This is a genomic window from Streptosporangium sp. NPDC005286 (genome assembly GCF_040607515.1).
In the GTDB taxonomy this organism is placed as follows: domain Bacteria; phylum Actinomycetota; class Actinomycetes; order Streptosporangiales; family Streptosporangiaceae; genus Streptosporangium.
The window spans coordinates 75,190-98,226 of the sequence record NZ_JBEXGU010000010.1; the positions used below are offsets into that span (position 1 = coordinate 75,190).

20 protein-coding genes are annotated in these 23,037 nt (G+C 70.9%); 17 read left to right on the forward strand and 3 right to left on the reverse strand.

What is annotated here, in order from left to right:
- Positions 1–24: 24 nt before the first annotated feature.
- Positions 25–3,528 (forward strand): BTAD domain-containing putative transcriptional regulator, encoded by a 3,504-nt coding sequence (locus ABZU75_RS06335; RefSeq protein ID WP_355550095.1) that lies wholly within the window; start codon positions 25–27, stop codon positions 3,526–3,528.
- A 157-nt stretch (positions 3,529–3,685) separates the two neighbouring features.
- Positions 3,686–4,177 carry a GNAT family protein gene (locus tag ABZU75_RS06340; protein ID WP_355550097.1) on the forward strand — a complete coding sequence of 164 codons (492 nt, stop codon included), beginning with the start codon at positions 3,686–3,688 and terminating at the stop codon, positions 4,175–4,177.
- Between the two features lie 195 nt (positions 4,178–4,372).
- Here ABZU75_RS06340 and ABZU75_RS06345 read toward each other — a convergent pair whose 3' ends face one another.
- The 3 genes from ABZU75_RS06345 to ABZU75_RS06355 all read right to left on the reverse strand — a co-directional run bounded on the left by ABZU75_RS06345 (position 4,373) and on the right by ABZU75_RS06355 (position 7,569).
- Positions 4,373–4,729, reverse strand: coding sequence for a DUF742 domain-containing protein (locus ABZU75_RS06345; RefSeq protein WP_355550099.1), 357 nt, complete (start codon positions 4,727–4,729; stop codon positions 4,373–4,375).
- Positions 4,729–6,774, reverse strand: coding sequence for a nitrate- and nitrite sensing domain-containing protein (locus tag ABZU75_RS06350; RefSeq protein ID WP_355550101.1), 2,046 nt, complete (start codon positions 6,772–6,774; stop codon positions 4,729–4,731). Before ABZU75_RS06350 ends, ABZU75_RS06345 begins: the two co-directional genes overlap by 1 nt.
- A gap of 435 nt (positions 6,775–7,209) precedes the next feature.
- Positions 7,210–7,569: a barstar family protein gene (locus tag ABZU75_RS06355; RefSeq protein WP_355550103.1), complete on the reverse strand. Its 360-nt coding sequence runs from the start codon at positions 7,567–7,569 to the stop codon at positions 7,210–7,212.
- 224 nt (positions 7,570–7,793) lie between these two features.
- On the opposite strand from ABZU75_RS06355, the gene ABZU75_RS06360 reads away from it, so the two are divergent.
- From ABZU75_RS06360 to ABZU75_RS06430, 15 genes are all read left to right on the forward strand, one after another.
- Complete coding sequence (locus ABZU75_RS06360; RefSeq protein ID WP_355550105.1) at positions 7,794–8,732, forward strand: EamA family transporter; 939 nt, start codon at positions 7,794–7,796, stop codon at positions 8,730–8,732.
- Positions 8,729–9,352, forward strand: a complete 624-nt coding sequence (locus ABZU75_RS06365; RefSeq protein ID WP_350918318.1) for a GntR family transcriptional regulator — start codon at positions 8,729–8,731, stop codon at positions 9,350–9,352. The genes ABZU75_RS06360 and ABZU75_RS06365 overlap by 4 nt, the downstream gene beginning before the upstream one ends.
- Positions 9,353–9,410: 58 nt before the next feature.
- Complete coding sequence (locus tag ABZU75_RS06370) at positions 9,411–9,761, forward strand: hypothetical protein (protein ID WP_350955425.1); 351 nt, start codon at positions 9,411–9,413, stop codon at positions 9,759–9,761.
- A 242-nt stretch (positions 9,762–10,003) separates the two neighbouring features.
- Positions 10,004–11,458 carry a sugar transferase gene (locus ABZU75_RS06375; protein WP_355550108.1) on the forward strand — a complete coding sequence of 485 codons (1,455 nt, stop codon included), beginning with the start codon at positions 10,004–10,006 and terminating at the stop codon, positions 11,456–11,458.
- Positions 11,458–12,525 (forward strand): glucose-1-phosphate thymidylyltransferase, encoded by a 1,068-nt coding sequence (locus ABZU75_RS06380; RefSeq protein WP_355550110.1) that lies wholly within the window; start codon positions 11,458–11,460, stop codon positions 12,523–12,525. The genes ABZU75_RS06375 and ABZU75_RS06380 overlap by 1 nt, the downstream gene beginning before the upstream one ends.
- Positions 12,522–13,757 carry a class I SAM-dependent methyltransferase gene (locus ABZU75_RS06385; protein WP_355550112.1) on the forward strand — a complete coding sequence of 412 codons (1,236 nt, stop codon included), beginning with the start codon at positions 12,522–12,524 and terminating at the stop codon, positions 13,755–13,757. Before ABZU75_RS06380 ends, ABZU75_RS06385 begins: the two co-directional genes overlap by 4 nt.
- Positions 13,754–14,551 carry a sugar phosphate nucleotidyltransferase gene (locus ABZU75_RS06390; RefSeq protein WP_326634945.1) on the forward strand — a complete coding sequence of 266 codons (798 nt, stop codon included), beginning with the start codon at positions 13,754–13,756 and terminating at the stop codon, positions 14,549–14,551. The genes ABZU75_RS06385 and ABZU75_RS06390 overlap by 4 nt, the downstream gene beginning before the upstream one ends.
- A complete protein-coding gene (locus ABZU75_RS06395; protein ID WP_355550115.1) occupies positions 14,548–15,198 on the forward strand; it encodes a PIG-L deacetylase family protein in 651 nt (216 codons plus the stop codon). The genes ABZU75_RS06390 and ABZU75_RS06395 overlap by 4 nt, the downstream gene beginning before the upstream one ends.
- 5 nt (positions 15,199–15,203) lie before the next feature.
- A complete protein-coding gene (locus ABZU75_RS06400; protein WP_355550117.1) occupies positions 15,204–16,253 on the forward strand; it encodes an SDR family oxidoreductase in 1,050 nt (349 codons plus the stop codon).
- Entirely contained in the window at positions 16,243–17,532 is a 1,290-nt protein-coding gene (locus tag ABZU75_RS06405) for a DUF4910 domain-containing protein (protein ID WP_355550119.1), read from the forward strand. Before ABZU75_RS06400 ends, ABZU75_RS06405 begins: the two co-directional genes overlap by 11 nt.
- On the forward strand, positions 17,529–18,551 hold the full coding sequence (locus ABZU75_RS06410; protein WP_355550121.1) for a hypothetical protein: 1,023 nt from the start codon (positions 17,529–17,531) through the stop codon (positions 18,549–18,551). Before ABZU75_RS06405 ends, ABZU75_RS06410 begins: the two co-directional genes overlap by 4 nt.
- Positions 18,552–18,585: 34 nt before the next feature.
- Entirely contained in the window at positions 18,586–20,145 is a 1,560-nt protein-coding gene (locus ABZU75_RS06415) for a lipopolysaccharide biosynthesis protein (protein WP_355550123.1), read from the forward strand.
- Positions 20,146–20,193: 48 nt separating this feature from the next.
- Complete coding sequence (locus tag ABZU75_RS06420) at positions 20,194–21,105, forward strand: glycosyltransferase family 2 protein (RefSeq protein ID WP_355550125.1); 912 nt, start codon at positions 20,194–20,196, stop codon at positions 21,103–21,105.
- Between the two features lie 21 nt (positions 21,106–21,126).
- Positions 21,127–22,023 carry a hypothetical protein gene (locus tag ABZU75_RS06425; RefSeq protein ID WP_355550127.1) on the forward strand — a complete coding sequence of 299 codons (897 nt, stop codon included), beginning with the start codon at positions 21,127–21,129 and terminating at the stop codon, positions 22,021–22,023.
- Between the two features lie 114 nt (positions 22,024–22,137).
- Positions 22,138–22,959, forward strand: a complete 822-nt coding sequence (locus ABZU75_RS06430; RefSeq protein ID WP_355550129.1) for a hypothetical protein — start codon at positions 22,138–22,140, stop codon at positions 22,957–22,959.
- Positions 22,960–23,037 lie beyond the last annotated feature (78 nt).

Below are 23,037 nucleotides of genomic sequence, written 5' to 3' on the forward strand. Positions count from 1 at the left end.
GAAGCACCGGATACCGTCCAGGCTGTGGCATGCCTGGATTTCCGCATCCTCGGACCGGTGGAGGTGGCCGACGGCACCGGTGCGCTCCTCGACCTCGGATCCCGCAAGCAGCGGGCCGTGCTGACGCTCCTGGTGCTCAACGCGCCCCATGTCGCACCCCTCGACCAGATGATCGACCGGCTCTGGGCGGACGAGCCGCCGTCCAGCGCGACCGGAACGCTCCAGGCGTACATCTCCCAGCTCCGTAGGATCCTCGAACCGCTGCGCAGCCCTCGGTCCCCCGCTCGCGTCCTGCGGACCCGGGAGCCTGGGTACCTGCTGGACATCTCGCCCGATCAGGTGGATGCCAACCGCTTCAGCCGGGCCGTCGAGGAGGCGCAGGCCGCCCTGGCCGATGGGCGGGCGTGGGAGGCCGAGCGGTCTCTGGACGCGGCACTCGGCACCTGGCGAGGTGAGCCGCTCGCCGACTTCTCCGACCGCTCCTTCGTGGGGCCCACCGTGGCCCGCCTCACCGAGGCGCGCCTGTCGGCGCTGTCCACGCGGGCCGAGGCGTGGCTGCTGCTCGGCAGGTTCAGCGAGGCCGCCGTCGAGGCCGGGCATCTGCTCGATCTCGATCCCTACCGGGAGGGGTCCTGGGCGCTGCTCATGCGTGCCCTGTACCGCGACCGCAGGCAGGCCGAGGCGCTGGCCGCCTACCAGCGCTGCCGCACCCTCCTCGGTGACGAACTCGGGCTCGATCCCAGCCTTGAGCTGCGCCGTCTCGAACAGGCCATCCTCGACCAGGACGAGTCTCTCGAAGGCTCCTGGCCGTCGATCGCGCGCGGGGAGGAGATCTCGCCCGCGCGCGGGGACGGATCGTCTCGCGGAGAAGACGTCGTGGCTCCCCGGGCGGCAAGGGAGTGGCGCGCCCCAGCTCCGCGCGGGCGCAGGCTCGTGGGCAGGGAGCCCCACCTGCACCGGATCCGGGAGCGGGTGCGGGACACGGCCCGTGGTGCGGGAGGTGTGCTGCTGGTCAGCGGTGAGTCCGGCGTCGGCAAGACCCGTCTGGCGGAGGCCGCGGCCGAGATCGCCGGGGAACTGGGCGTCACCCCGGTGTGGAGCCGGTGCGTCGAAGGGCGTGGCGCGCCCGCGTTCTGGCCGTGGATCCAGGTGCTGACCGCCCTCGAAGAAGAGGCGGAGGCCGGAGCCGGAGGGCTTGAGGCTGTGCCCCGGGAGGCAGCGGAGGTCGAGAACGTGATCCGCCGGTTGACGGGCGCGGACGGGGCCTCGGTCGCGGATGATCCCGACACCGCGCGCTTCCTGCTGTACGACGCGGTGGCCAGGGCGCTGTCACGACGGGCGGGCGCGGCACCGGTGCTCATCCTCATGGAGGACGTCCACTGGGCGGACGCCGCGTCCCTGAAGCTGCTGACCTTCCTCGGCGGCGACCTGCACCGGGTGCCGTTGCTCGTGCTGGCGACCCTGCGCCCCGAGGCCGCCGAGGCGCGGCCGGCGCTGACGGACGCGCTCGGCGATCTGGTCCGACAGCGCGGTACCGAGCGGATGAACGTCACCGCGTTCACGCGGGAGCAGGTCGCCGACTACCTGGACGACGCGGGCCCTGACGATCCGGGCCGGTCCGGCCGTGCGGACATCGGCCCCGACCCGGCCCTGGCCCGCGCGCTGCACGACCGTACCGGTGGCAACCCCTTCTTCCTCGGCGAGGTGCTCCGCCTGCTGGACAGCGTCTCGCCCCTGGACCAGGTCGCCGCCGCGGACGTCACCTCCCTCTCCGTCCCCGAGGGGGTGCGCGACGTCATCACCCAGCGGGTCTCGCGGCTGCCCGAGGACTCCCAGACGCTCCTGCGGGCAGCCGCGGTGATCGGCAGGGACGTCGACGCGGACGTGCTGGAAGCCGCCACCGGGATCGGCGGCGCCCGGATGATGATGCTGCTCGAACCCGCGGTGGCGACCGGCCTGCTCACCGAGGTGGCCGGAGGCTGGGACTATCGCTTCTCGCACGCGCTCGTCCGCGAGGCTCTCTACACGGGGCTGAGCCGGCTGCAGCGGGCGCAGATCCACGGGCGGGTGGGCGAGGCGGTCGAGAATCTTCACCCGGGAAACCTGGAGCCGCGGTTGCCCGTGCTCGCCCACCACTTCGGTATGGCGGCCAGGATCGGCCACTCGGCCAAGGCGATGTCGTACGCCGTCAGGGCGGCGGTACAGGCGGCGGCCCGCCTCGCCTACGACGAGGCGGTCATGTTCTGGGAGCAGGCGCTCGCGGCGCTCGATCCGCAGTCCGCAGATTCGGCGTTCAGCCGCGGTGCCCTGCTCATCGAGCTGGGACGGGCGCGCAGGGTGGCCGGCGACGTGATCGCGGCGCACACCGCCCTGGACGAGGCCGTGACCCTCGCCACCCGTATGGGCGACGACGCGGCGGTGATCGAGGCGGCGACGGTCTTCGGCGGGGTGACGCTCTGGCACTGGCGGGCCTACGGCGTGGCGGACACGCGCATGATCGACGTGCTGGAGGACCAGCTGGGCCGGTTGCCGCCAGGGCGGGAGGCGGTCAGAGCCGAACTGCTGGGAACCCTCGGAGTGGAGCTCTACTACAGCGAACGGCGCCAGGAGGGAGCGCGTCTCGCCGCCGAGGCGGTCGCGCTCGCCCGGCGGACCGGTGACCACCGCCTGCTCGCGCGCACGCTCAACAACTTCGTCATCGCCTCATGGACCCCGGAGAACGAGGAGGAGCGCTACCGGGCGGCGGAGGAGACCCTGTCCCTTCCCGACCTGCCCCGGGCCGCCGAGATCATCGCCCGGCTGCACCGGATGCCGACCTTCCTGCGCGAGGGAAGGCTGGCCGACTACGACGCCGAGCTGGCCCGCTGCCTGCGCCTGACCGGTGAGGTGCGGATGCCGGAGATCGAGATGCAGGTGATCTACACCGCGACCGCGCGGGCGATGCTCGACGGCCGCTGGGAGGAGGCGGATAGGCTTGCCGCGACCGGCGCCGAGAGCTACCGGCGCATCAGCCTCTGGGGCCCGGAGTTCGTCCATCTTCTCTGCGCCTTCTTCTCATCCTGGGCCCAGGGCCGACACGGGGTGCTGCTGCCGGAACTGCTTGAGGCCGCCGAGGACGACTCCAACAGCCTGCTTCGCCCCACCGCCGTACTGGCGGTGATCGAGGCGGGGGACGAGGCGCTCGCCCACCGTCTGATCGACCGGTGGGGCGTCGCCGTCGAGCGTGACTGGGCGTGGCAGTTCGTCACCTGGCAGTGGGGTCTCGTCGCGGCCAGGATCGGCCGTCCCGATCCGTACGGGCTGCTGGAGAAGCTGGAACCCATCGCCGGACAGCTGGTGATATTGGGAACGGGGTGCGTCTCCTGGGGGGTGATCCACGACGTGGTCGCCCAGCTGCTCCACAGGACCGGTCGCGTTGAGGACGCCCTGGCGCACGCCGAGCGAGCGCGGGAGATCCACCGCCGCCTCGGGCTGCGGCACCTGGAACACCGCAGCGCCGCGCTGGCCAGGGAGATCCGCGAAAGCTGATCCCTCCGGCCGGAGCCCTCACATCGGCGCCGAGGCGGGCGGGCGGCACCCCATAGTCGCTCTCACAAGATCTTCCGATGGGTGGGCTCCGTCCCGCCGGTGTCGGATCCGGCGCCGGTGGATTTCGCGGGACGGTCGCCGGGCTACCCTGCACGGCATGATTGAAGTGGAGTTGCGTGGATGGCGACCCGACGACATGTGGGTCGTGCTCGACGCGTTCAGCTCCCCGGACATGGCCGAGCAGGCGGCCCGGCCCATCGACACGGCTCAGGCGGCGCTGGAGTGGATGGGGGTCTGGGGCTTCCGCGATGACGCGCGGGCGTTCGCCGTGGTGTCCAACGGCGAGGTCGTGGGGAACGTCGCCGTGAGCAACATCGACGCGCACGAGACCGGCTGGGTGTCCTACTGGACGATCCCGCGTGCCAGGGGACGGGGCGTGGCCGTGGCCGCCGCCAGGAAGATGGCCGAGTGGGCGTTCAGGGAACGGGGGCTGTTCCGCCTGGAGCTGGGACACCGGGTCAGCAACGCGGCCTCCTGTGCGGTGGCCATCAGGGCCGGATTCCGGTCCGAGGGGGTTGAGCGGGCCAAGCTGAGTTACCAGGGCGTCCGCTATGACGTGGAGCGGCATGCTCGCCTGGCCACCGACTGAGCGGTGATGCTCGGCGCACAGGTGTAACGCGGGCTCAGAGGGCTTTGTGTGCGGTGGCCATCAGGGCCGGATTCCGGTCCGAGGGGGTTGAGCGGGCCAAGCTGAGTCACCAGGGCGTCCGCTATGACGTGGAGCGGCACGCTCGCCTGGCCACCGACTGAGCGGTGATGCTCGGCGCACAGGCGTAACGCGGGCTCAGAGGGCTTTGAGCCCGGCGAGGAGGTCGCGGAGCAGGTTCTCGCGGGGGATCGCGGAGGGAGCCGCGGGGAGCCGTACGGTGATCAGGTCGTGGTCGCGCAGGTCGCCGAGGAGCACCCGGAGCACTCCGACGGCCAGGCCGGTCTCCCCGGCCAGCTCGGCGACGGAGATCGGCGCGCGGCAGGCGTTCAGGATCGACATGTGCTCGGGCGGCAGGTCCCGGCGCGGGGCCCTGACCGCCACCACCATGGCCATCAGGTCGAAATGAGCCCCCGCGGCCCTGGTCCTGCCGCGGGTCATCGTGTAGGGGCGGACGATCGGACCGGCCTCCCGGTCGAGCCAGCGCTCGGTCATCAGGGCCCACCCTCCTGCCCGGTGCGCCGCCGTTCGTCGCGGAACGACGCGAGCACGCCGCTCGGGACGGCTCCCCTGCTCTCCGGGGTGGTCTCCGCGGCGGGGTCGCCGGAGGCGGCCCGTTCGGCGGGTACGGTCTGGCGCACCCGTTTGGGGAGGCCGTTGCCGGAGGGCAGCCTTTCGACCTCGACCGAGTAGGTGAACCGGGGATCGAGCGGTTCGACCACCAGCTCGCCCGGGAGCAGCACGATCGCCGTGGTACCGCCGAAGGGGGAGGTGCGCAGGGAGACGCGGATGCCGTGCCGGATGGCGAGCTGCGCGACGACGAACAGGCCGAGCCGGTCGCTGTCGGCCAGGTCGAACTCCGGCGGGTCGGCCAGCCGCGCGTTGAGCCGGGCCATCTCCTCGGCGGGGATGCCGAGCCCCCGATCCTCGACCTCGATGGCGTAGCCCTTGGCGACCGTCTCGCCGTGCACGCGTACCGAGGTGTGCGGGGGAGAGAACATGGCGGCGTTCTCGACCAGCTCGGCGACCAGGTGGATCACGTCGGTGACGACCGCGCCGATCACGGACGGGCCGTGCGGAACGCTGATCGTCACGCGCGGATAGTCCTCGATCTCCTCGACCGCGGCGCGGACCACGTCGTAGATCGTGACCGGTGTCCGCCAGCCCCGTCCGGGGACGGCGCCGGACAGGATGATCAGGCCCTCGGAGTGGCGGCGCATCCGGGTGGTCAGGTGGTCCAGGCCGAACAGATCCTCAAGGGTCTCCGGGTCACGGGCCCGCCCTTCCATGGTCTCCAGCATGGCCAGCTGCCGGTGCAGCAGGGACTGGCTGCGCCTGGCCAGGTTCACGAAGACCTTGTTGACGCCCTTGCGCATCTCGGCCTGACCGACGGCGGCCTCGACGGCGGTCCGTTGCACGGAGGAGAACGCCTCGCCGACCCTGGCGACCTCGGTGGTGCTGCCGACGTTGATCTCGGGTGCCTCCGAGCAGACGTCCTCGCCCCGGCGCAGCCGCCGGACCACGTCGGGCAGCCGCCTGTCGGCCAGGTCGAGGGCCGCCTGCTGGAGGTCGACGAGCTCGCCGCCCAGCCGCCGGCCGAACCGTACCGAGACGAAGACGGACAGTCCGACCGCGACCAGGCCCAGCCCGCCGGCGAGGCCGATCTGGGTCAGGATTCCGGTGGCGAGCGGCGTGGACCGCTCGCTGATGCGTTCGCTGACCTTTCCGGCGCGGCTGTCGAAGCCGTCGGAGAGACGGGTGGCGACCTCGGCCCAGGCGGGGGCCGGGACCGCCGACGTGGCGATGGCGTTCTCGATCCCCTCGAACGAGGAGTAGTCGGGGGAGTCGTGCAGGGGGGTGTAGAGGGCCTGGAACTCGGCGTCGAACTGGTCGAAGCCCAGGGAGTAGAGGAGCCTGCGGCCGGTGACCAGCTCGCTGAACCTGGCACGTTCCGAGGGGCTCATGGCCCCCTCGACCACGGCTCCGGAAATCAGGGCGGCCTGCTGGCTGAGGATCTCGCGGCTCCGCCCGACCATGACGACGGCCCGCGCCTGGTCGGTCAACTCGATGTCGGTGGATATCCGCACCTTCTCGTAGACGTCAAAGGCGGCCTCGATGATCCCGGTGTAGGCGTCGAGCGTCTGCAGCCGGGTGTCGGTGCGGGTGTCGACGCCGCTGCGGATCTCGGTGAGCCGGTCCATGGTGCGAAGGAGCCGGTTCAGCCGCTCCCAGGTGCCCGGGACGAGGTCGGAACGGGCCTCGGTGATCAGCCGCTCCAGCTCGGCTCGCGCGGCGTTCGTACGGACGCGCTGGGCGTCCAGTTCCGCACGTGAGACGTCGATGTCTCCCAGGACGGACAGCGACAGCAGCCGTTCGTGCTGGAGCGCGGTGGTCACCGTTCTGGCGGGCAGGACCGCGTACGCGTAGCCGTCGCGGATCTTGAGGAGTTCCTGGCCGCTCTGGACCGTCAGGCTGGCAGCAAACGCCCAAATGACTACAAGGGATATAATTGGTACCAGAAGTAAGGTAAAAATTTTCACCCTGATTGAGTATTTTCGGCCAGCCATAATACCTCGCACTACTGAGATGCGTGGTCAACAGTCGCCAAACATAGCAATGCGGGTCACTTGGTGCTAGATGTGCATGTGAGTCACGTTGGGATGATTTATCGTGCTGTATCGGTTTGGAACCTTCCATACCTCAGATACGTCTCTTTAGGTAGGAGGGGAGCATTCAATGCAAACGATTGCGGAGCTGGTCAAAGCCGAGGCTGAGCGGGCGGGACAGTCGGCGCGGGCCCAGGGCGGCACGCTGGCGGTGCAGTTGGTCCGTTTCAGTCCGCGGTTGGTGACGGCCGAGGTCGACGAGGGTGCCGCGTGCGTCGAGTTCCGGATCGTCGACGAGACGCTGGACTGGCGCTGCAGCTGTCCCGAGGGTCGTGGCGGTGCCTTCTGTGCGCACTGCGTGGCGACGGCTCAGTCGGTCAGCACGAGAACGGACAGGAAGGACTCTCCGGGTGTGTCATCGGCGACCGCCTCGGTGAGGACGGTCCGGATGGCGTCGTAGGTCTGGCGGTCCTCGCTCCGAAGCGTCGACGGCTCCGACCAGAGCAGCAGGTGCTCGCCCGGTGGCAGCCACGACAGGTCGGTCAGCACGTCATAAAGCGAGTCGAGGGTGTGCCCGAAACGATCGGGCAGGTCGAGGGCCTCGGCGATCGCGTCCATCGCCTCGGCCGAAGTGGTGATCTTCGCGCCGTTCAGCGGGTGCGGCGTCGCGGTGCCGAGCATGGACTCGACCTCCTTCGCCGACCCCTGGCGGAACGTTCCCCTGGACAACGCGATCATCCCCGCCCGTCGCAGCGGAGGGGTGCGCGGCGGCCGTCGTCCCGGCTCACCGTCGACCACACGCCCTGAGCTGCTGGTTCGCACTGCTTCTCGGACATCTCACCTCGCCGAACTACCCGCGCGCGCCCGCTGGAAAACGGGACGGCGGCGTGTCTTCCCGCCGCTCGCTGGAATGACATTGTCTGATTGTCAGACAATATGCCTACAATCGCCCCATGAAACTCGCCGTGATCGGAGCCGCCGTGCTCTGGGGGACCGCGGGAACCGCGGGCCTGCTCGTCACCGGGGTCGATCCCGTCTCCATGGCCGCCGCACGCCTGGTGATCGGTGGCCTGGTCCTCGCCGCCGTCACCGGCCCCGCGCGGCTCCTGCGTCTCCCCCGCGGCCCGCTCCCGGCGCGTGGGCGCCGCCTTCCGGCGCGCCTCGGCCCGCTCGCGGCGGCCGCGATGGCCGTGGCGGCGTACCAGTTGTGCTTCTTCGCCGCGGTCAGCAGAACCGGAGTGGCCGTCGGCACGGTGGTCGCCATCGGCAGCGGTCCGGTTTTCACCGGGCTGCTGTCCTGGCTGCTCGACCGCGTGCGGCCCAGCCGCCGCTGGGCGACGGCGACCGCGGTGGCGATCGCCGGCTGTGCCGTACTCACCGGAGGGGGAGGCGAGGTGCGGGCCGACGGTGTCACCGACGGTGTCACCGACGGTGTCCTGTTCGCGCTGTTCGGCGGCCTGCTGTACGCCTTCTACGCGGTCACCGCCGCGCGGACGATCAGCGCGGGGGCGCCCTCCGACGCGGTGATGGGGCTGATGTTCGGCGGGGCGGCGGTCGTCATGGTGCCCGTCCTGCTGTGGACCGGCACCGGCTGGCTCGCCGAGCCGCGCGGCCTGCTCACCGCCCTCTACCTGGGCTGTGCCACCACCGCGCTGGCCTACCTGCTGTACGGAAGGGGCCTGCGCACCACCCCGGTCGCGACCGCCGCCACCCTCGCGCTGGCCGAGCCCGCGGTGGCGACGCTGCTCGGCGTCGTCGTGCTCGGCGAGCGGCTCGGGCCCGTCTCGGTCACCGGCCTGCTGTTGCTCGGCGCCAGTCTGGTCGCGGTCTCCCTGCCCGAGCGCGTCTCTCCTTCTGGCCGGGACAGAAGGGCAATAGGGTCGTCGGCGTGACCCTCCCGCTCCATCCCGTCTCCGCCGTCGGCGCGCTCGCCGACGCCCTGCGCCGGCGGGTGCTGTCCGGCGAGATCGACCCGGGCACCACGCTGCCGGAACAGGAGCTCTCGGCCCTGTACGGGGTGGCTCGCCCGACGGTCCGCGAGGCGCTCGCCGTGCTCGTGCACGAGGGGCTGCTCAGGCGCGAGCGGCACCGTAGCGCCCAGGTGGCCGAGGTGACCGTGGCCGACCTGGACGACCTGATGTTCGTCCGGCGCCCGCTTGAGGAACTGACGGCCACCGCGCTGGCCGGCCGGCGGGTCGGGGAGGCGGACGCGGCACTGGCGCGGATGGCCGCGCTGCCCGCGGACGCCCCCTGGTCGGACATGGTGGCCGAGCACATGGCGCTGCACCAGGCGCTGGTCGTCGCGGTGGGCAGTCCCCGGCTGGAGCGGCTCTACGGCATGCTGGCCGTGGAGACCAGGCTCGGCCTGGTGAGGCTGCGCGCCGTCTACTCCGACCGGCACGTGCTGGTCGCCGAGCACCGGAACCTGCTCGACGCGATCGGCAGCGGCCCCGCGGAGGCCGCCAGGGAGGCGGTCGCCGCGCATCTCGATCACGGCTGGGGCGATCATTAGGCACTGACTTGCACGGTTCTATTGCACGCGGAGCCCCGGAGTGGTCACAATCGCGCCCATGCACGGCAACTCAGTGCCGGACTCCTACGTGTATGTCACCGAAGAAGGCGTGACCCGTCACTACGAGGACGGCAGCGTTGACGCCCTCGCGTGGGAGGACGTCGTCGAGGTGCGGGTAGTGGGCGATACGGACTCGGACATCCTGTACATCCTTCTTGATCGAGGGGGCCAGGGGTGCGTGGTGCCCAGCTCGGCGACCGACGCGACCTTCCTCGCCCGTCTCCGGTATCTCCCGGATTTCGATCTCGATCGGCTCGGTGCGGCGGTGGAGGCCGCGCGCGACGACTACGTCGTCGTATGGCGCAGTCCAGAACCACCTTCCGCTCTTCCGGATTTTGAATACGACTAATTTCACATTATTGACAAATAATAAGCGGTCAAACGTACACGTTTGAACCGCTCCGTCAAGATGTCATCTCCGTTGCACTTCGGCCAATAGTGGACAGTGGCCGGTATTCCCCTGCCCAATGGTGATCACTAGGATTTCCATGGGTATCCACGCTCCTGATGCATTAGGGAATACTGTCAACTATTGAAATGAGATGCGTGGCACCTTATCCGGACGAGTCGGGGCATCTTGGGTGGGGTGGTATGAGAGTGGGAACTGAGGAGCTCGTCATCGGGCTCCTTAAGAGTCCAGTGCGCACTTCTCCGAGTATTTGGACACGCCCTTATGTGCGTATTCTCCTGGTCGGAGATGTCGCGTGTTCGGTGGTCGCTTGCGGAGTCGTTCTCGGAATTCGAATCTGGTTCGGTGCTTTCATTCCCGAGACGGAGGCGCTGCTCGGACTGGGGCTCGCCCTGGTGTGGCCACTGGCCCTGGCCGCGGGGGGCGCCTATCGCAAGCGCACCTACGGTGAGGGAACGGATGAGTTCCGGACGGTCTTCAACGGCGCCGCGGGCCTGACGGCCACCGTCGCGATCGGGGCCTACGTCACGCAGACACCCATTGCCCGCAGCTTCGTCATGGCGATGTTCCCGCTGGCCTTCATCCTCAACGCCGTCTTCCGCCACCGGATGCGCAAGCGGCTCCACCGCAGGCGCATCCGCGGTGACCACATGCGCCAGGTGGTCGCCGTCGGCCACCGGGAGTCGGTGCTCGACCTGGTGATACAGCTGCGCGGGCAGCCGCACCACGGCATGCTCGTCGTCGCCGTGTGCCTGCCCGCCGGCCCCGACATGGTCGATGTCGACGGGATCCCGGTCCTCGGGGGCTTCTCCGACGTCGCCGCGGTGGTGGCCAAGGTCAACGCCGACGCCGTCGCCGTGCTGGCCTGCCCGGAGTTGGACGGCGCTGCGCTGCGCAGGCTCGCCTGGGGCCTGGAGGACGCCCGTACCGACCTGTTCGTGGCACCCGCGCTGATGGACGTGGCCGGCCCGCGGATCAGCATCAGCCCGGTCGCGGGCATGCCGCTCCTGCACGTCGAACACCCCGACTTCCGCGGTGCCAGGCGGCTGGCGAAGAGCCTGTTCGACCGGATGGGGGCGGGCCTGGCCCTCCTGGTGCTGGGCGTGCCCATGCTGGTGATCGCCGCGCTGATCCGCGCGACGAGCCCGGGGCCCGCGCTCTTCCGCCAGGTCAGGGTGGGCAAGGGCGGGGTGGAGTTCCAGGTGGTGAAGTTCCGCACGATGGTCGTCGACGCGGAACGGCTCAAGATCGACCTGGAACGTGACAACGAGTTCGACGGCGTCCTGTTCAAGATTAGGAACGATCCAAGGATCACCCGGGTGGGCGCCTTCCTGCGCCGATACTCCATCGACGAGCTGCCACAGCTGCTCAACGTGCTGCGCGGTGAGATGTCCCTCGTCGGCCCGCGGCCGCCGCTGCCCGACGAGGTCAGGCAGTACGGCGCCGACGTGCGCCGCCGCCTGGTCGTCCACCCCGGCATGACCGGCCTGTGGCAGGTCAGCGGACGTTCGGACCTGACCTGGGAGGAGTCGGTCCGGCTGGACCTCCGCTACGTGGAGAACTGGTCGCTCTTCCTGGACCTGCAGATCCTCTGGAAGACCTGGAGCGCCGTGATCGGCGGAGAAGGGGCCTACTAGTGAAAGCACTCGTGCTCGCCGGAGGGGCGGGCACCCGGTTGCGGCCGATCACCCACACCTCGGCCAAGCAGCTCGTACCGGTGGCCAACAAGCCCGTGCTCTTCTACGGTCTTGAGGCCATCGCCGCCGCGGGCATCCGTGAGATCGGGATCGTGGTGGGCGACACGCACGCCGAGATCGAGGCGGCCGTCGGCGACGGCCGCGCGTTCGGCCTGGAGGTGACGTACATCCGCCAGCGGGCGCCGCTGGGCCTGGCCCACGCGGTGCTCGTCGCCCGCGACTACCTCGGTGCCGACGACTTCGTCATGTATCTCGGCGACAACTTCATCGTCGGCGGCATCAACGGGGTCGTCGAGAGTTTCGCCCGCGAGCGGCCCGCCGCCCACATCATGCTCACCAGGGTCGGCGATCCCCGGCAGTTCGGGGTCGCCGAGCTCGACGAGGCGGGCCGGGTGATCGGGCTTGAGGAGAAGCCGCCGGTCCCCAAGAGCGATCTCGCGCTGGTCGGCGTCTACCTGTTCAGCGCCGCGATCCACGAGGCGGTGGCCGAGCTCAAGCCCTCCTGGCGGGGCGAGCTGGAGATCACCGACGCCATCCACTGGCTGATCGCCGACGGGCGGCCGGTCGCCTCCACGGTCATCTCCGGCTACTGGAAGGACACCGGGAACGTCACGGACATGCTGGAGGTCAACCGGCTGGTGCTGGAGTCCCTGGAGCCCCGGGTGGACGGCCTGGTCGACGGCGCCAGCCAGCTGATCGGCCGGGTGGTCGTCGAGGCCGGCGCCGAGATCGAGAGGTCCCGCATCGTCGGGCCGGCGATCATCGGCTCCGGAGCCCGGGTCCGCGACAGCTACATCGGCCCCTTCACCTCGATCGCGACAGGCTGCGCGATCAGCGGCAGCGAGATCGAGTACTCGATCGTCCTGCCCAGGTCCTCGATCGCCGGAGTCTCGCGGATCGAGGCGTCCCTCATCGGCCACGACGTCGAGGTCACCCCCGCCCCCAACACCCCCAGAGCCCACCGCCTCGTGCTGGGCGATCACAGCAAGGTGCAGATCAGCTCATGACAACCTGCAGGCTGTGCGGCTCGACGAGCCTCGCCAGCGTCGTCGACCTCGGGGCGACACCGCCCTGCGAACGATTCCTCACCGAACGGCAGCTGGCGGAGCCGGAGGTCACCTACCCGCTGCACCTGCGGGTCTGCACCGGCTGCTGGCTGGTGCAGATCCCGCCGATGATCACGCCCGAGGAGACCTTCACCGAGTACGCCTACTTCTCCTCGTACTCGACGTCGTGGGTGGAGCACGCGCGGGAGTTCGTGAGCGGGGCGGCCGACCGGCTCGGGCTGGGCGGTGACTCGTTCGTGGTCGAGGTGGCCAGCAACGACGGGTACCTGCTGCGGCACGTCGTCGAGCGGGGCATCCGCTGCCTGGGCGTCGAGCCTTCCGAGAACGTCGGCCAGGCGGCCAGGGACGCCGGGGTGCCGACTCACACCGCCTTCCTCGACGAGCGGACCGGCGCCTCGGTGCGCGCGGAGCACGGGCCGGCCGACCTGGTGGTGGCCAACAACGTCTACGCCCACATCCCGGACGTCATCGGGTTCACCCGGGGACTGCGCGCCCTGGTGGCCGACGACGGCTGGGTCTCCATCGAGGTCCAGCACCTGCTCACCCTGATGGAGCACAACCAGTACGACACGATCTATCACGAGCACTTCCAGTACTACACGGTCGCCTCCGCGCGGAGCGCCCTGGCGAGCGGCGGCCTTCGTCTCGTGGACGTCGAGTCGCTGCCCACGCACGGCGGCTCGATCCGCCTGTGGGCCCGGCCGGCGGAGATCGCGGGCGAGCCGGGCGAGCGGGTGGCCGCGCTGCTCGCCACGGAGAAGGCCGCGGGCCTGCACGAGCTGTCGGGGTACACCGAGTTCGGCGCGCGGGTGGCGCGGGTGCGAAGGGACCTGCTGACCTTCCTCCTCGACGCCGCCCGCCAGGGCCGGACCGTCGCCGGCTACGGGGCGCCCGGCAAGGGCAACACCCTGCTCAACCACTGCGGGATCCGGCCCGACCTGCTCCCCTTCACCGTCGACCGCAATCCGTACAAGCACGGCAGGTTCACCCCCGGCACCCGCGTACCGATCCTGCCGCCCGAGCGGCTCGCCGAGGAGCGGCCCGACTACGTGCTGGTCCTGCCGTGGAACCTCCGCGAGGAACTCGTCGAGCAGCTGTCCTTCGTACACGCCTGGGGAGGCCGGCTGGTCTTCCCCATCCCCAACCTGGAGATCGTCGAGGTGAACCCGTGAAGGTCGTCCTCTTCTGCGGCGGATACGGCACCAGGATGCGCACCGGCACCCCCGGTGACGCGCCCAAGCCCATGCAGCTCGTGGGGCCTCGGCCGCTCATCTGGCATGTGATGCGCTACTACGCGCACTTCGGGCACACCGAGTTCATCCTCTGCCTCGGCTACGGTGCGCACCACATCAAGGACTTCTTCCTGAACTATCAGGAGACGACCTCCAACGACTTCGTGCTGCGCGGCGGCAGGGTCGAACTGCTGTCCACCGACATCTCCGACTGGTCGATCTCGTTCGTGCAGACCGGGATCGCCTCCCCGATCGGCGAGCGGCTGCGCCGGGTCCGCGACCATCTGGACGGCGAGGAGATGTTCCTGGCCAACTACGCGGACGTGCTCACCGACGCGCCACTGCCGGAGATCGTCGACCGCTTCACCCTCTCGGGCGCGGGCGCGTCGATGATGGTGGTGCCGCCCTCGGACACCTTCCACTGCATCGAGCTGGGCGAGCGCGGCACGGTCGGCGGGATCACCCCGGTCAGCGAGATGCCGCTCTGGGTCAACGGCGGATACTTCGTGCTCCGCCAGGAGATCTTCGACCACATCCCGGCAGGCGGTGACCTGGTCGCGGACGGCTGCGCCGAGCTGGCCAAGCGCGGCAGGCTGCTGGCCTACCCGCACCGCGGCTACTGGCGGCCGACGGACACGGTCAAGGAGCGGGTCGCCCTCGACGAGGCGTACTCGCGCGGCGACCGCCCCTGGGCGCTCTGGGAGCGCGAGCACCTGGCGGTGCCGGCCACGTGATCCGCTTCAGACCGGCCCAGGCGGGCCGGATCGCGCTGCTCGCCGCGCACTGCGACGACCTCGCCATCGGGGCGGGCGGCAGCCTGCTGACCCTCTGCGCCGCGCGCCCCGGCATCCGGGTGGACGCCCTGGTGCTCTCCGGCGGCGGGACCGAGCGCCAGGACGAGGAGCACGCGGCGCTGACCGCCTTCTGTCCGGGCGCGGACCTGCGGCTCACCGTGCTCAAGCTGCCCGACGGGCGGCTGCCCGCGCGCTGGGAGGAGGCCAAGGAGGCGGTGGAGGAGCTGCGCGCGCGCACCGACCCCGGCCTGCTGTTCGCGCCGCACCCCGCCGACGCCCACCAGGACCACCGGACGCTGGCCGAGCTGGTGCCCACGGCCTTCCGCGACCACCAGGTGCTCGGCTACGAGATCGCCAAATGGGACGGCGACCTCGGGCGCCCCTCGGTCTACCAGCCGCTCGCGCCCGAGGTGGCCGAGGCGAAGGTGAGCCTGCTCCAGCGCCACTACCCCTCGCAGCGCCACCGCCCCTGGTACGACCGCGAGGCGTTCCTCGGGCTGGCCCGCATCCGCGGGATCGAATGCCACGCCCGCTACGCCGAGGCGTTCCACGTCAACAAGCTGACCCTTGACCTGTCTGGAGGTTGAACCGGATGCGTGTGCTGCTGACCGGGCACCAGGGCTACCTGGGGAGTGTGATGGCCCCGGTGCTCGTCGCCGCGGGCCACGAGGTGACCGGGCTCGACTCCGGGCTCTTCGCCGGATGCCTGCTGGGTCCCGCGCCCGGCGACCCGCCAGGACACGCGGTCGACCTGCGGGACGTCACCCCCGAGCTCCTGGCGGGGGTGGACGCGGTGGTGCACCTCGCCGCGCTCTCCAACGACCCGCTGGGCGCGCTGGCGCCCGAGCTGACCTACGACATCAACCACCGCGCCGCGGTGCGTCTGGCGAGGCTGGCCCGGGACGCGGGCGTGCGCCGGTTCCTGTACGCCTCCACCTGCTCGGTCTACGGCGCCTCAGGCGATGACCTGGTCGACGAGGACGCGCCGCTGCGCCCGGTGACCCCCTACGCCGACTCCAAGGTCAGGGTCGAGAGCGACCTGTTCAAGCTGGCCGACGGGGACTTCAGCCCGGTGTTCCTGCGCAACGCCACCGCCTTCGGGTTCTCGCCCAGGTTGCGCGCGGACATCGTGCTGAACAACCTCGCCGGGCACGCGCTGCTGTCCGGGGAGGTCAGGGTGCTGTCCGACGGCACCCCGTGGCGCCCGCTGGTGCACGCCGCCGACATCGCGAACGCCTTCGCCATGGCGCTGGCCGCCCCGCGCGACGCCGTCCACGCCAGGGCGTTCAACGTCGGCTCAGAGGAGAACAACCTGACGGTGGCCCAGATCGCCGCCGAGGTCGCCGAGGCGGTGCCGGAGGCCCGGGTCGTGATCACCGGGGAGACCGGGGCCGACCCGCGCTCCTACCGGGTCGACTTCTCCCGCATCCGCGACGCGCTCCCCGGCTACCAGGCGCTGTGGACGATCAAGGCGGGCGCGCTCCAGCTGGTCGAGGCGTACCGGTGGTTCGGCCTGACGGCGGACGACTTTCAGCGCCGCTTCACCAGGCTGGCCTGGCTGTCCGCCCGGCGCGAGGCGGGCACCGTCGACGGCGCGCTGCGCCCGTGCCAAGTGGCGGGGGCGGTGGACGATGACCGATGACGGCGAGGGGCGCGGGATGCACGCCCTGGTGGAGCGGCTCTATCCGCTCTGCCGGAGCATCACCGGCGACGGCGTGCGCCGCACCCTGGAGATCGTCGCGGAGTCCGTCAGCCTGCAGGTCCACGAGGTGCCGACGGGGACCCAGGTCCTGGACTGGACGGTGCCCAGGGAGTGGAACATCCGCGACGCCTACGTCAAGGACGCCTCCGGTGCCAGGGTCGTCGACTTCGCCGCGTCGAACCTGCACGTGGTCGGCTACAGCGTCCCGGTGTCGGCCACCATGACCCTGGACGAGCTCCGGCCCCACCTGCACACGCTGCCCGAGCAGCCGGGGCTGATCCCGTACCGGACCGGCTACTACGCACAGACGTGGGGCTTCTGCCTGGCCCACGACACCCTTGCGGGCCTGGCCGGCGGGCGGTACGAGGTCATGATCGACTCCACGCTCGCCGACGGCCACCTGACCTACGGCGAGCACGTGGTGCCGGGCAGGGTCGATGAGGAGGTGCTCGTCTCTTGCCACGTGTGCCACCCCTCGCTGGCCAACGACAACCTGGCGGGCGTCGCCGTGGCGGTCGGGCTCGCGCGGCGGCTGGCCGAGGCCGACCCGTGGTACACCTACCGCTTCCTGTTCGCTCCCGGCACCATCGGCGCGATCACCTGGCTGGCGCGCAACCGGGAACGCGCGGGGCGGATCAGGCACGGCCTGGTGCTGGCCTGCGCGGGGGATCGCGGCCCGCTGACCTACAAGTGCAGCAGGCGGGGCGACGCCGAGATCGACCGCGCCGTGCGGCACGTCCTGCGGACCTCGGGGCGTGACCACACGGTCGTGGACTTCTCCCCCTACGGCTACGACGAGCGGCAGTTCTGCTCGCCGGGCTTCGACCTGCCCGTCGGCTCGCTCACCAGGACCCCCTACGCGGGCTACCCGGAATATCACACCTCCGCCGACAATCCGGACTTCGTCTCCCCGGAGGCGATGGCCGACACCCTGCAGACCTGCTGGGAGGTCACCCGGGTGCTTGAGGGCAACCGCGCCTATCTCAACCTCAGCCCCCACGGAGAGCCTCAGCTGGGCAGGCGTGGCCTGTACGGGGCACTGGGCGGGCGCAGCGACACGCAGGAGGCCCAGATGGCGATGTTGTGGGTGCTGAACCTCTCCGACGGGGAGCACAGCCTCCTGGACATCGCGGAACGATCCGATCTGCCCTTCGCCGCGGTGGCCGACGCGGCACGGGCACTGTGCGGCGCGGGACTGCTCAAGGAGTGCGGGAAATGACACTGCAACGGGCCGGCATGGGTTCTGGAACGCTCGACCTCCGGGTCGGCGAGACGGTGGAGGTGCTCGGCGAGGCCGAGATCATGGCCACCCTGGACGAGCGGGGAGAGCTGGACGCGCTGCCCTTCATGCCGGAGATGCTGGCCTTCTGCGGGCGGCGGCTCACCGTGCACAAGGTGGCGCACAAGCTCTGCGACACGATCAGCGGCAGCGGCATGCGGCGGATGGAGCGGGCGGTCCACCTGACCGGGGCCCGCTGCGACGGGCAGGCGCACGGCGGCTGCCAGACGGCCTGCCAGTTCTACTGGAAGGAGTCCTGGCTCAAGCGGGTGGATCCGGACTCCCCCCTCACCCCGGTCACCGAGCACGACCTCGCCGCGGGCCGGCCCCTGCTGCCGATCCTGCAGGCCGCGACCAGGAAGGAGCCGGGACCGGGCGGGGAGGAGCGCTTCTCCTGCCAGGCGACCGAACTGCTCCGCGCCGCGCCCACCTGCCTGCCGCTCAAGGACGTCGGGCAGTACGTCGCCGACGTGCGGACGGGGAACGTGGGCGTGCCCTGGATGCTGCGCTCGTTCCTCGTCGGGCTGTTCAACCGCTTCCAGCAGGCCAGCAGGCGGGTCCTGCCCAGGTGGCTGTGGATCAGGGGCGGGCTGCGCTGGGGGTTCGTCAGGGGCAAGGCCGGACCCACCACTCCGACGCGGACCCTGGACCTGCGTCCAGGGGAGCTGGTCCGGGTCAGGTCCAAGGAGGAGATCCTCCAGACGCTCAACGACGACCTGCTCAACCGCGGCATGGGGTTCGAGGAGGAGATGTCGCGGTACTGCGGGCACGTCGCGCGGGTGAGCGCCCGCGTCGAGCGGTGCCTGGACGAGAAGACCGGCCGGATGCTGCACATGAAGAACCCCTGCATCGTCCTGGACGGCGTCATCTGCGCGGGCGCGTACAACGTCAGCTGCCCGCGCGAGTTCGTGCCGTTCTGGCGGGAGATCTGGCTCGAACGCGTCGAGGAGCCCAGCTGAGCCGATCACCCCACGAGACAGGCGGAAGGCACGGATGAACCAGCGACAGGGCGGGGACGCCGGCGATCGCGGCGAAACCGGTGTGGTCGGCACGGCCGACGAGACCGGTGCCGGCGACGCGACCGGAACGGCCGGTGAGCAGGTCGGGACGATCGGCAGGAAGGCCGGCCGCGGGTTGCGCTGGAGTCTGCTGGGCAACCTGGGGACCAAGGTGACGACCTTCGTCATGGGGCTGGTGCTCGCCAGGCTGCTCGTGCCGGAGGACTTCGGCCTCTACGCCATCGCGCTCGCCGCGACCACCTTCGTCATGCACGTCAACGACGTCGGCATCATCGCCGCCACCGTGCAGTGGCGGGGCCGGGTCGAGGAGATGGCGCCGACGGCGACGGTCATGGCCCTGGCGTTCAGCACCGGGATATACGGGATCTTCTGGGTGGTGGCTCCGTACTTCGCGGAGCTGGCGGGCAGCGCGGAGGCCACCCCGGTGGTCCGGCTGCTCACCGCGATCATCCTCATCGACGGTGCCACCGCGGTGCGGGCCGGCTCGCTGATGCGCGGGTTCGGGCACGACAGGCTGACCAAGGCCAACATCGCGGGCTCGCTGGTCAACGCGGCGGTGGCCGTCACGCTCGCCGCGAACGGCGCCGGAGCCTACAGCTTCGCCTGCGGGCAGGTCGCGGCCAACGCGGTCACCGGCGCGCTGGTGCTCGCCTGGGCGGGGCTGCCGTTCCGCCTCGGCTTCGACCGGGAGGTCGCGGCCAGGCTGCTGCGGTTCGGCGCGCCGCTGGCCCTGGGTCTCGGCATCGAGGCGGTGCTGATGAACGCCGACTACGTCATCGTCGGCGCCGTGCTCGGCCCCGCCGCGCTCGGCTTCTACCTGCTGGCCTTCAACGTCTCCAGCTGGGTGCCCAGCGTGATCGGGACCGCCCTGCGCTACGTCACGGTGCCCAGCTTCTCCAGGCTGGCCGAGCAGCGGCCCGAGTCGCTCTCGCTGGGGGTGCAGCGCTCGGTGCCGCTGCTGGTCGCGTTCGTGCTCCCGGTCGCCGTCGTGACGGCCACGCTGGCGCCGGAGATCGTGGCGTTCCTCTACGGCGAGAAATGGGCACCGGCCGCCGGGGTCCTGGCGCTGCTCGCGGTCCTGCTGGTCGTGCGGATGCTCACCTCCCTCGCCTTCGACATCCTCACCTCGGCGGGTGCGACCAGGGCCACCGTGTGGATGAACCTCGGCTGGGCCGTGGCGCTGGTGCCCGCGCTGTGGGCGGGGACGCACTGGTACGGCATCCGCGGCGCGGCGATCGGTCACGCGCTGGCCGGCCTCCTGGTCGCCCTGCCGATGGCGGTGCTGATGCTGAGCCGCGCGGGGGTGCGTCTGGCGCCGGTGCTTCCGGCCCTGGTCCGCCCGCTGCTGGGCGCCGTGCTCGCGGCGGCGGTGACCGTGGCGCTCGCCGTGCTGGTCGGCGGGGTGACGGCCGCCCCGCTCGTCCGGCTCTGCGTGGCCGGCGCCGGGGGGCTGCTCGCCTACGTCCTGCTCGCCGTACCCGCGGCGCGGCTCAGAGAGCTCGGCGCGCGGGCCGTTCCCGCCCGTGCCCGCTGAACCGCCGACCAGAGCCCGCCGAACCATCACCGAGAGGGAGAAGACCGGATGCCGAACTCCGACACGCTGGTGTCCATCGTGCTTCCCGTGCGCGACGGTGCCGGGCGGATCGAGGGCGCGGTCCGCTCGGTCCTCGGCCAGGACCACGAGCACCTCCAGCTGGTGATCTCCGACAACGCGTCCACGGACGGCACCGAGGAGATCTGCCGTGACCTGGCCGCGACCGACAGCCGGATCGTCTACCGCAGGCATCCGGAGAACGTGGGCCTGTTCGACAACTTCGTCCGTACCGTCGAGCTGGTCGAGGGCGAGTTCTTCCGCTGGGTCGGCGACGACGACCGGCTGGAGCCCGGGTGCGTCTCCCGCTCCCTGCGGGCCTTCGCCGAGGACGACCGGCTCGTCCTGGTCACCACGCAGGTCGCCTACACCGGGCCCGACGGGATGGCCGCGACCGCACCTCTGGAGGGCTCGGGGCTGGCCTCGGACGACCCGGTCGAGCGGTTCGCCGAGATGCTGCGGCTGCTCAATGAGAGCCACCTGCTCATCGACCCGCTGTACGGCCTGTTGCGGCGCGAGCCGCTGGCGCGAATCCCCCGGCGGAACATGCTCCGCGAGGACGAGGTGTTCGCGGCGAAGCTGGCGCTGGCCGGACCGTGGGGGCACGTTCCCGAGGTCCTCGCCCACCGCAACTGGAAGCACGACACCCTGTCCGCGATCGCCCGCCGCCTCGACGTGCCGCCCTGGCGGGCCCGCTGCTCCACCCTCCTGCAGTGCCGGGAGCTGCTGGGCTGGCTGCGGGGGGCCGGCCTCACCGGCGAGCAGCACCGTCGCGCCCGCGCGGCCGTCCTCGGCATGTACGCGCGCCGCCAGCGGCTCACCGCGGCCCGCCGGGGCCGCAGGCTCGCCCTGATCGCCTCGGGGCTGGTTCCCGGCATCCGCTCCAGTGACCCGCTTCAGTGACTCACAGAAAGGCGAACCACCGTGACCACCGTCTTCTCCAACAGCGTGGTGGACGACGACACTCGCAGGGAACTGCTCTACCAGGGGCAGGTCTTCGTCTACTCGGCGACGCCCGCCTCCACCCTGCTGGCGGCCTTCGCCCGGGAGATGACCGCCGAGGCGTTCGGCGGGCGCGACCCGGAGACCGCACAGTTCGACATGCCGGTCGAGGAGTTCGCCGACCTGCTGGCCCGGCTCAAGCCACGGTTCATCCACCATCCCCGGTGCAAGGAACTGCTGCCCGCGGTTCTGCGGGAGCTGGGCTGCGACCTGGAGCGGACCTACTTCGACGTGCCCCGGCTGCGCACCTCCACCTCCCACGACTACCTCACCTCCGGGATCTCCTACGCCTTCCACCCCCATCGGGACTGCTGGTACTCGGCCCCTTTCAACCAGCTCAACTGGTGGATCCCGGTCTACGAGGTGGTCCCGGAGAACGTGATGGCCTTCCATCCCCAGTACTTCGGCAGCCCGGTGCGCAACGGCAGTGCGCGCTACGACTACGCCGAGTGGAACAGGACAAGCCGGCTCACCGCGGCCCGGCACGTGCGCGGCGACACCAGGGAGCAGCCCAGGCCGGAGGAGAACGTCGTGCTCGACCCGCAGGTGCGGGTGGTGCCCGAGCCGGGGGGCGTCATGGTGTTCTCCGGCGCCCAGCTGCACTCCACGGTGCCCAACACCTCGGGCAGGACCCGCTTCAGCATCGACTTCCGCACCGTGCACATCGACGACGTGCGCGCCCGCCGCGGCGCGCGCAACGTGGACGCGGCGTGCACCGGCACCACCCTGCGCGACTTCGTGCGCTGCGCCGACCTCGACCCGATGCCGGAGGAACTGGCGCTGGAGTACGAGGCGGAGGCGCTGGCCAGGGTCGGGTGAGCGCGGACTCCCGGCCACCGACACACCGCAGTAGTGACAAGGAGTTCGTGTGCCGCGACCAATACGCATCGTGTCCCGGGCGTCCGGCGCGCTCGGGGGAGCGGGGAAGACGTAGTGGAGTTCTGGAGGACCATTCTCGACCTCGCCAGAAGGAAGCGGGTCGGGTTTCCACTGGTCGGCCTGGCGCTGCTCGGCGCCGCGGCCGTCTTCTTCCTGGTGCCCCCGCGCTACCTGGCGAGCACCTCCATGGTGCTGACCACGCCCCCCGCGGGAGGGACGACGGACCCGGCCAAGCCACTGGGGCGGAGCAACCCGCTGCTGCAGTTCAGCGACGGCCTCCGGACCACGGCGGGCATCCTCATCCTGTCCATGAACACCGAGGCGGTCGCGGCCGAGCTGGGTGTCGTGAAGGACGGCCCCATCGAGCTGACGATCAACGACGGGCGGACCAACCCCGGCATGCTGGGCATCCTCATGAACGGCCCGTTCGTGTACGTGGAGGTGAGGAGCGACTCCGCCGACCTCTCCCGTGCCGTCATGGCCAGGACCCAGTCCCGCCTGCGGGCCGAGCTGATCCGCAGGCAGGAGACGCTCGGCGCCCCTGTCTCCACCTTCATCGGGCTCGTCGAGGTGGTGCCGCCTGCCTATCCCGTGGTGGACCGGAGCGGCACCTGGAAGGCCATGGGCGGGGCGGCGTTCCTCGTCGTCGTTCTCGGCCTCGGCGCCGCGTACGCCGTGGAGCGCCGCAGGGTGTTCCGGCAGAGGTCCGGTGGCGGGCGGTCGGCAGAGCCGTCCCCGGCCACGGTGGAGATCCCGGCCGGCCGGGACGACGGGGCGGACCACGATGACCACGATGACCACGGTGACCACGGCGAGCGCGGGGGAGAGCCCGAGAGCGGTGAGGGGTGCGAGGGGCGGGAGGAACAGACGGTGTAAGAAGCGGGCGAGGCAAGCGGTAGAGGACCTGGTCACCGGCCGGGGAACCGTGCGGTTCTCCGGCCAGGCGGCCTCCAT

Coding starts and splice junctions, on each gene's coding strand:
- ABZU75_RS06340 (WP_355550097.1), top strand. CDS start 3,686: ATGATTGAAGTGGAGTTGCGTGGATGGCGACCCGACGACATGTGGGTC.
- ABZU75_RS06345 (WP_355550099.1), bottom strand. CDS start 4,729: ATGACCGAGCGCTGGCTCGACCGGGAGGCCGGTCCGATCGTCCGCCCC.
- ABZU75_RS06360 (WP_355550105.1), top strand. CDS start 7,794: ATGAAACTCGCCGTGATCGGAGCCGCCGTGCTCTGGGGGACCGCGGGA.
- ABZU75_RS06370 (WP_350955425.1), top strand. CDS start 9,411: ATGCACGGCAACTCAGTGCCGGACTCCTACGTGTATGTCACCGAAGAA.
- ABZU75_RS06375 (WP_355550108.1), top strand. CDS start 10,004: ATGAGAGTGGGAACTGAGGAGCTCGTCATCGGGCTCCTTAAGAGTCCA.
- ABZU75_RS06385 (WP_355550112.1), top strand. CDS start 12,522: ATGACAACCTGCAGGCTGTGCGGCTCGACGAGCCTCGCCAGCGTCGTC.
- ABZU75_RS06400 (WP_355550117.1), top strand. CDS start 15,204: ATGCGTGTGCTGCTGACCGGGCACCAGGGCTACCTGGGGAGTGTGATG.
- ABZU75_RS06405 (WP_355550119.1), top strand. CDS start 16,243: ATGACCGATGACGGCGAGGGGCGCGGGATGCACGCCCTGGTGGAGCGG.
- ABZU75_RS06410 (WP_355550121.1), top strand. CDS start 17,529: ATGACACTGCAACGGGCCGGCATGGGTTCTGGAACGCTCGACCTCCGG.
- ABZU75_RS06415 (WP_355550123.1), top strand. CDS start 18,586: ATGAACCAGCGACAGGGCGGGGACGCCGGCGATCGCGGCGAAACCGGT.
- ABZU75_RS06420 (WP_355550125.1), top strand. CDS start 20,194: ATGCCGAACTCCGACACGCTGGTGTCCATCGTGCTTCCCGTGCGCGAC.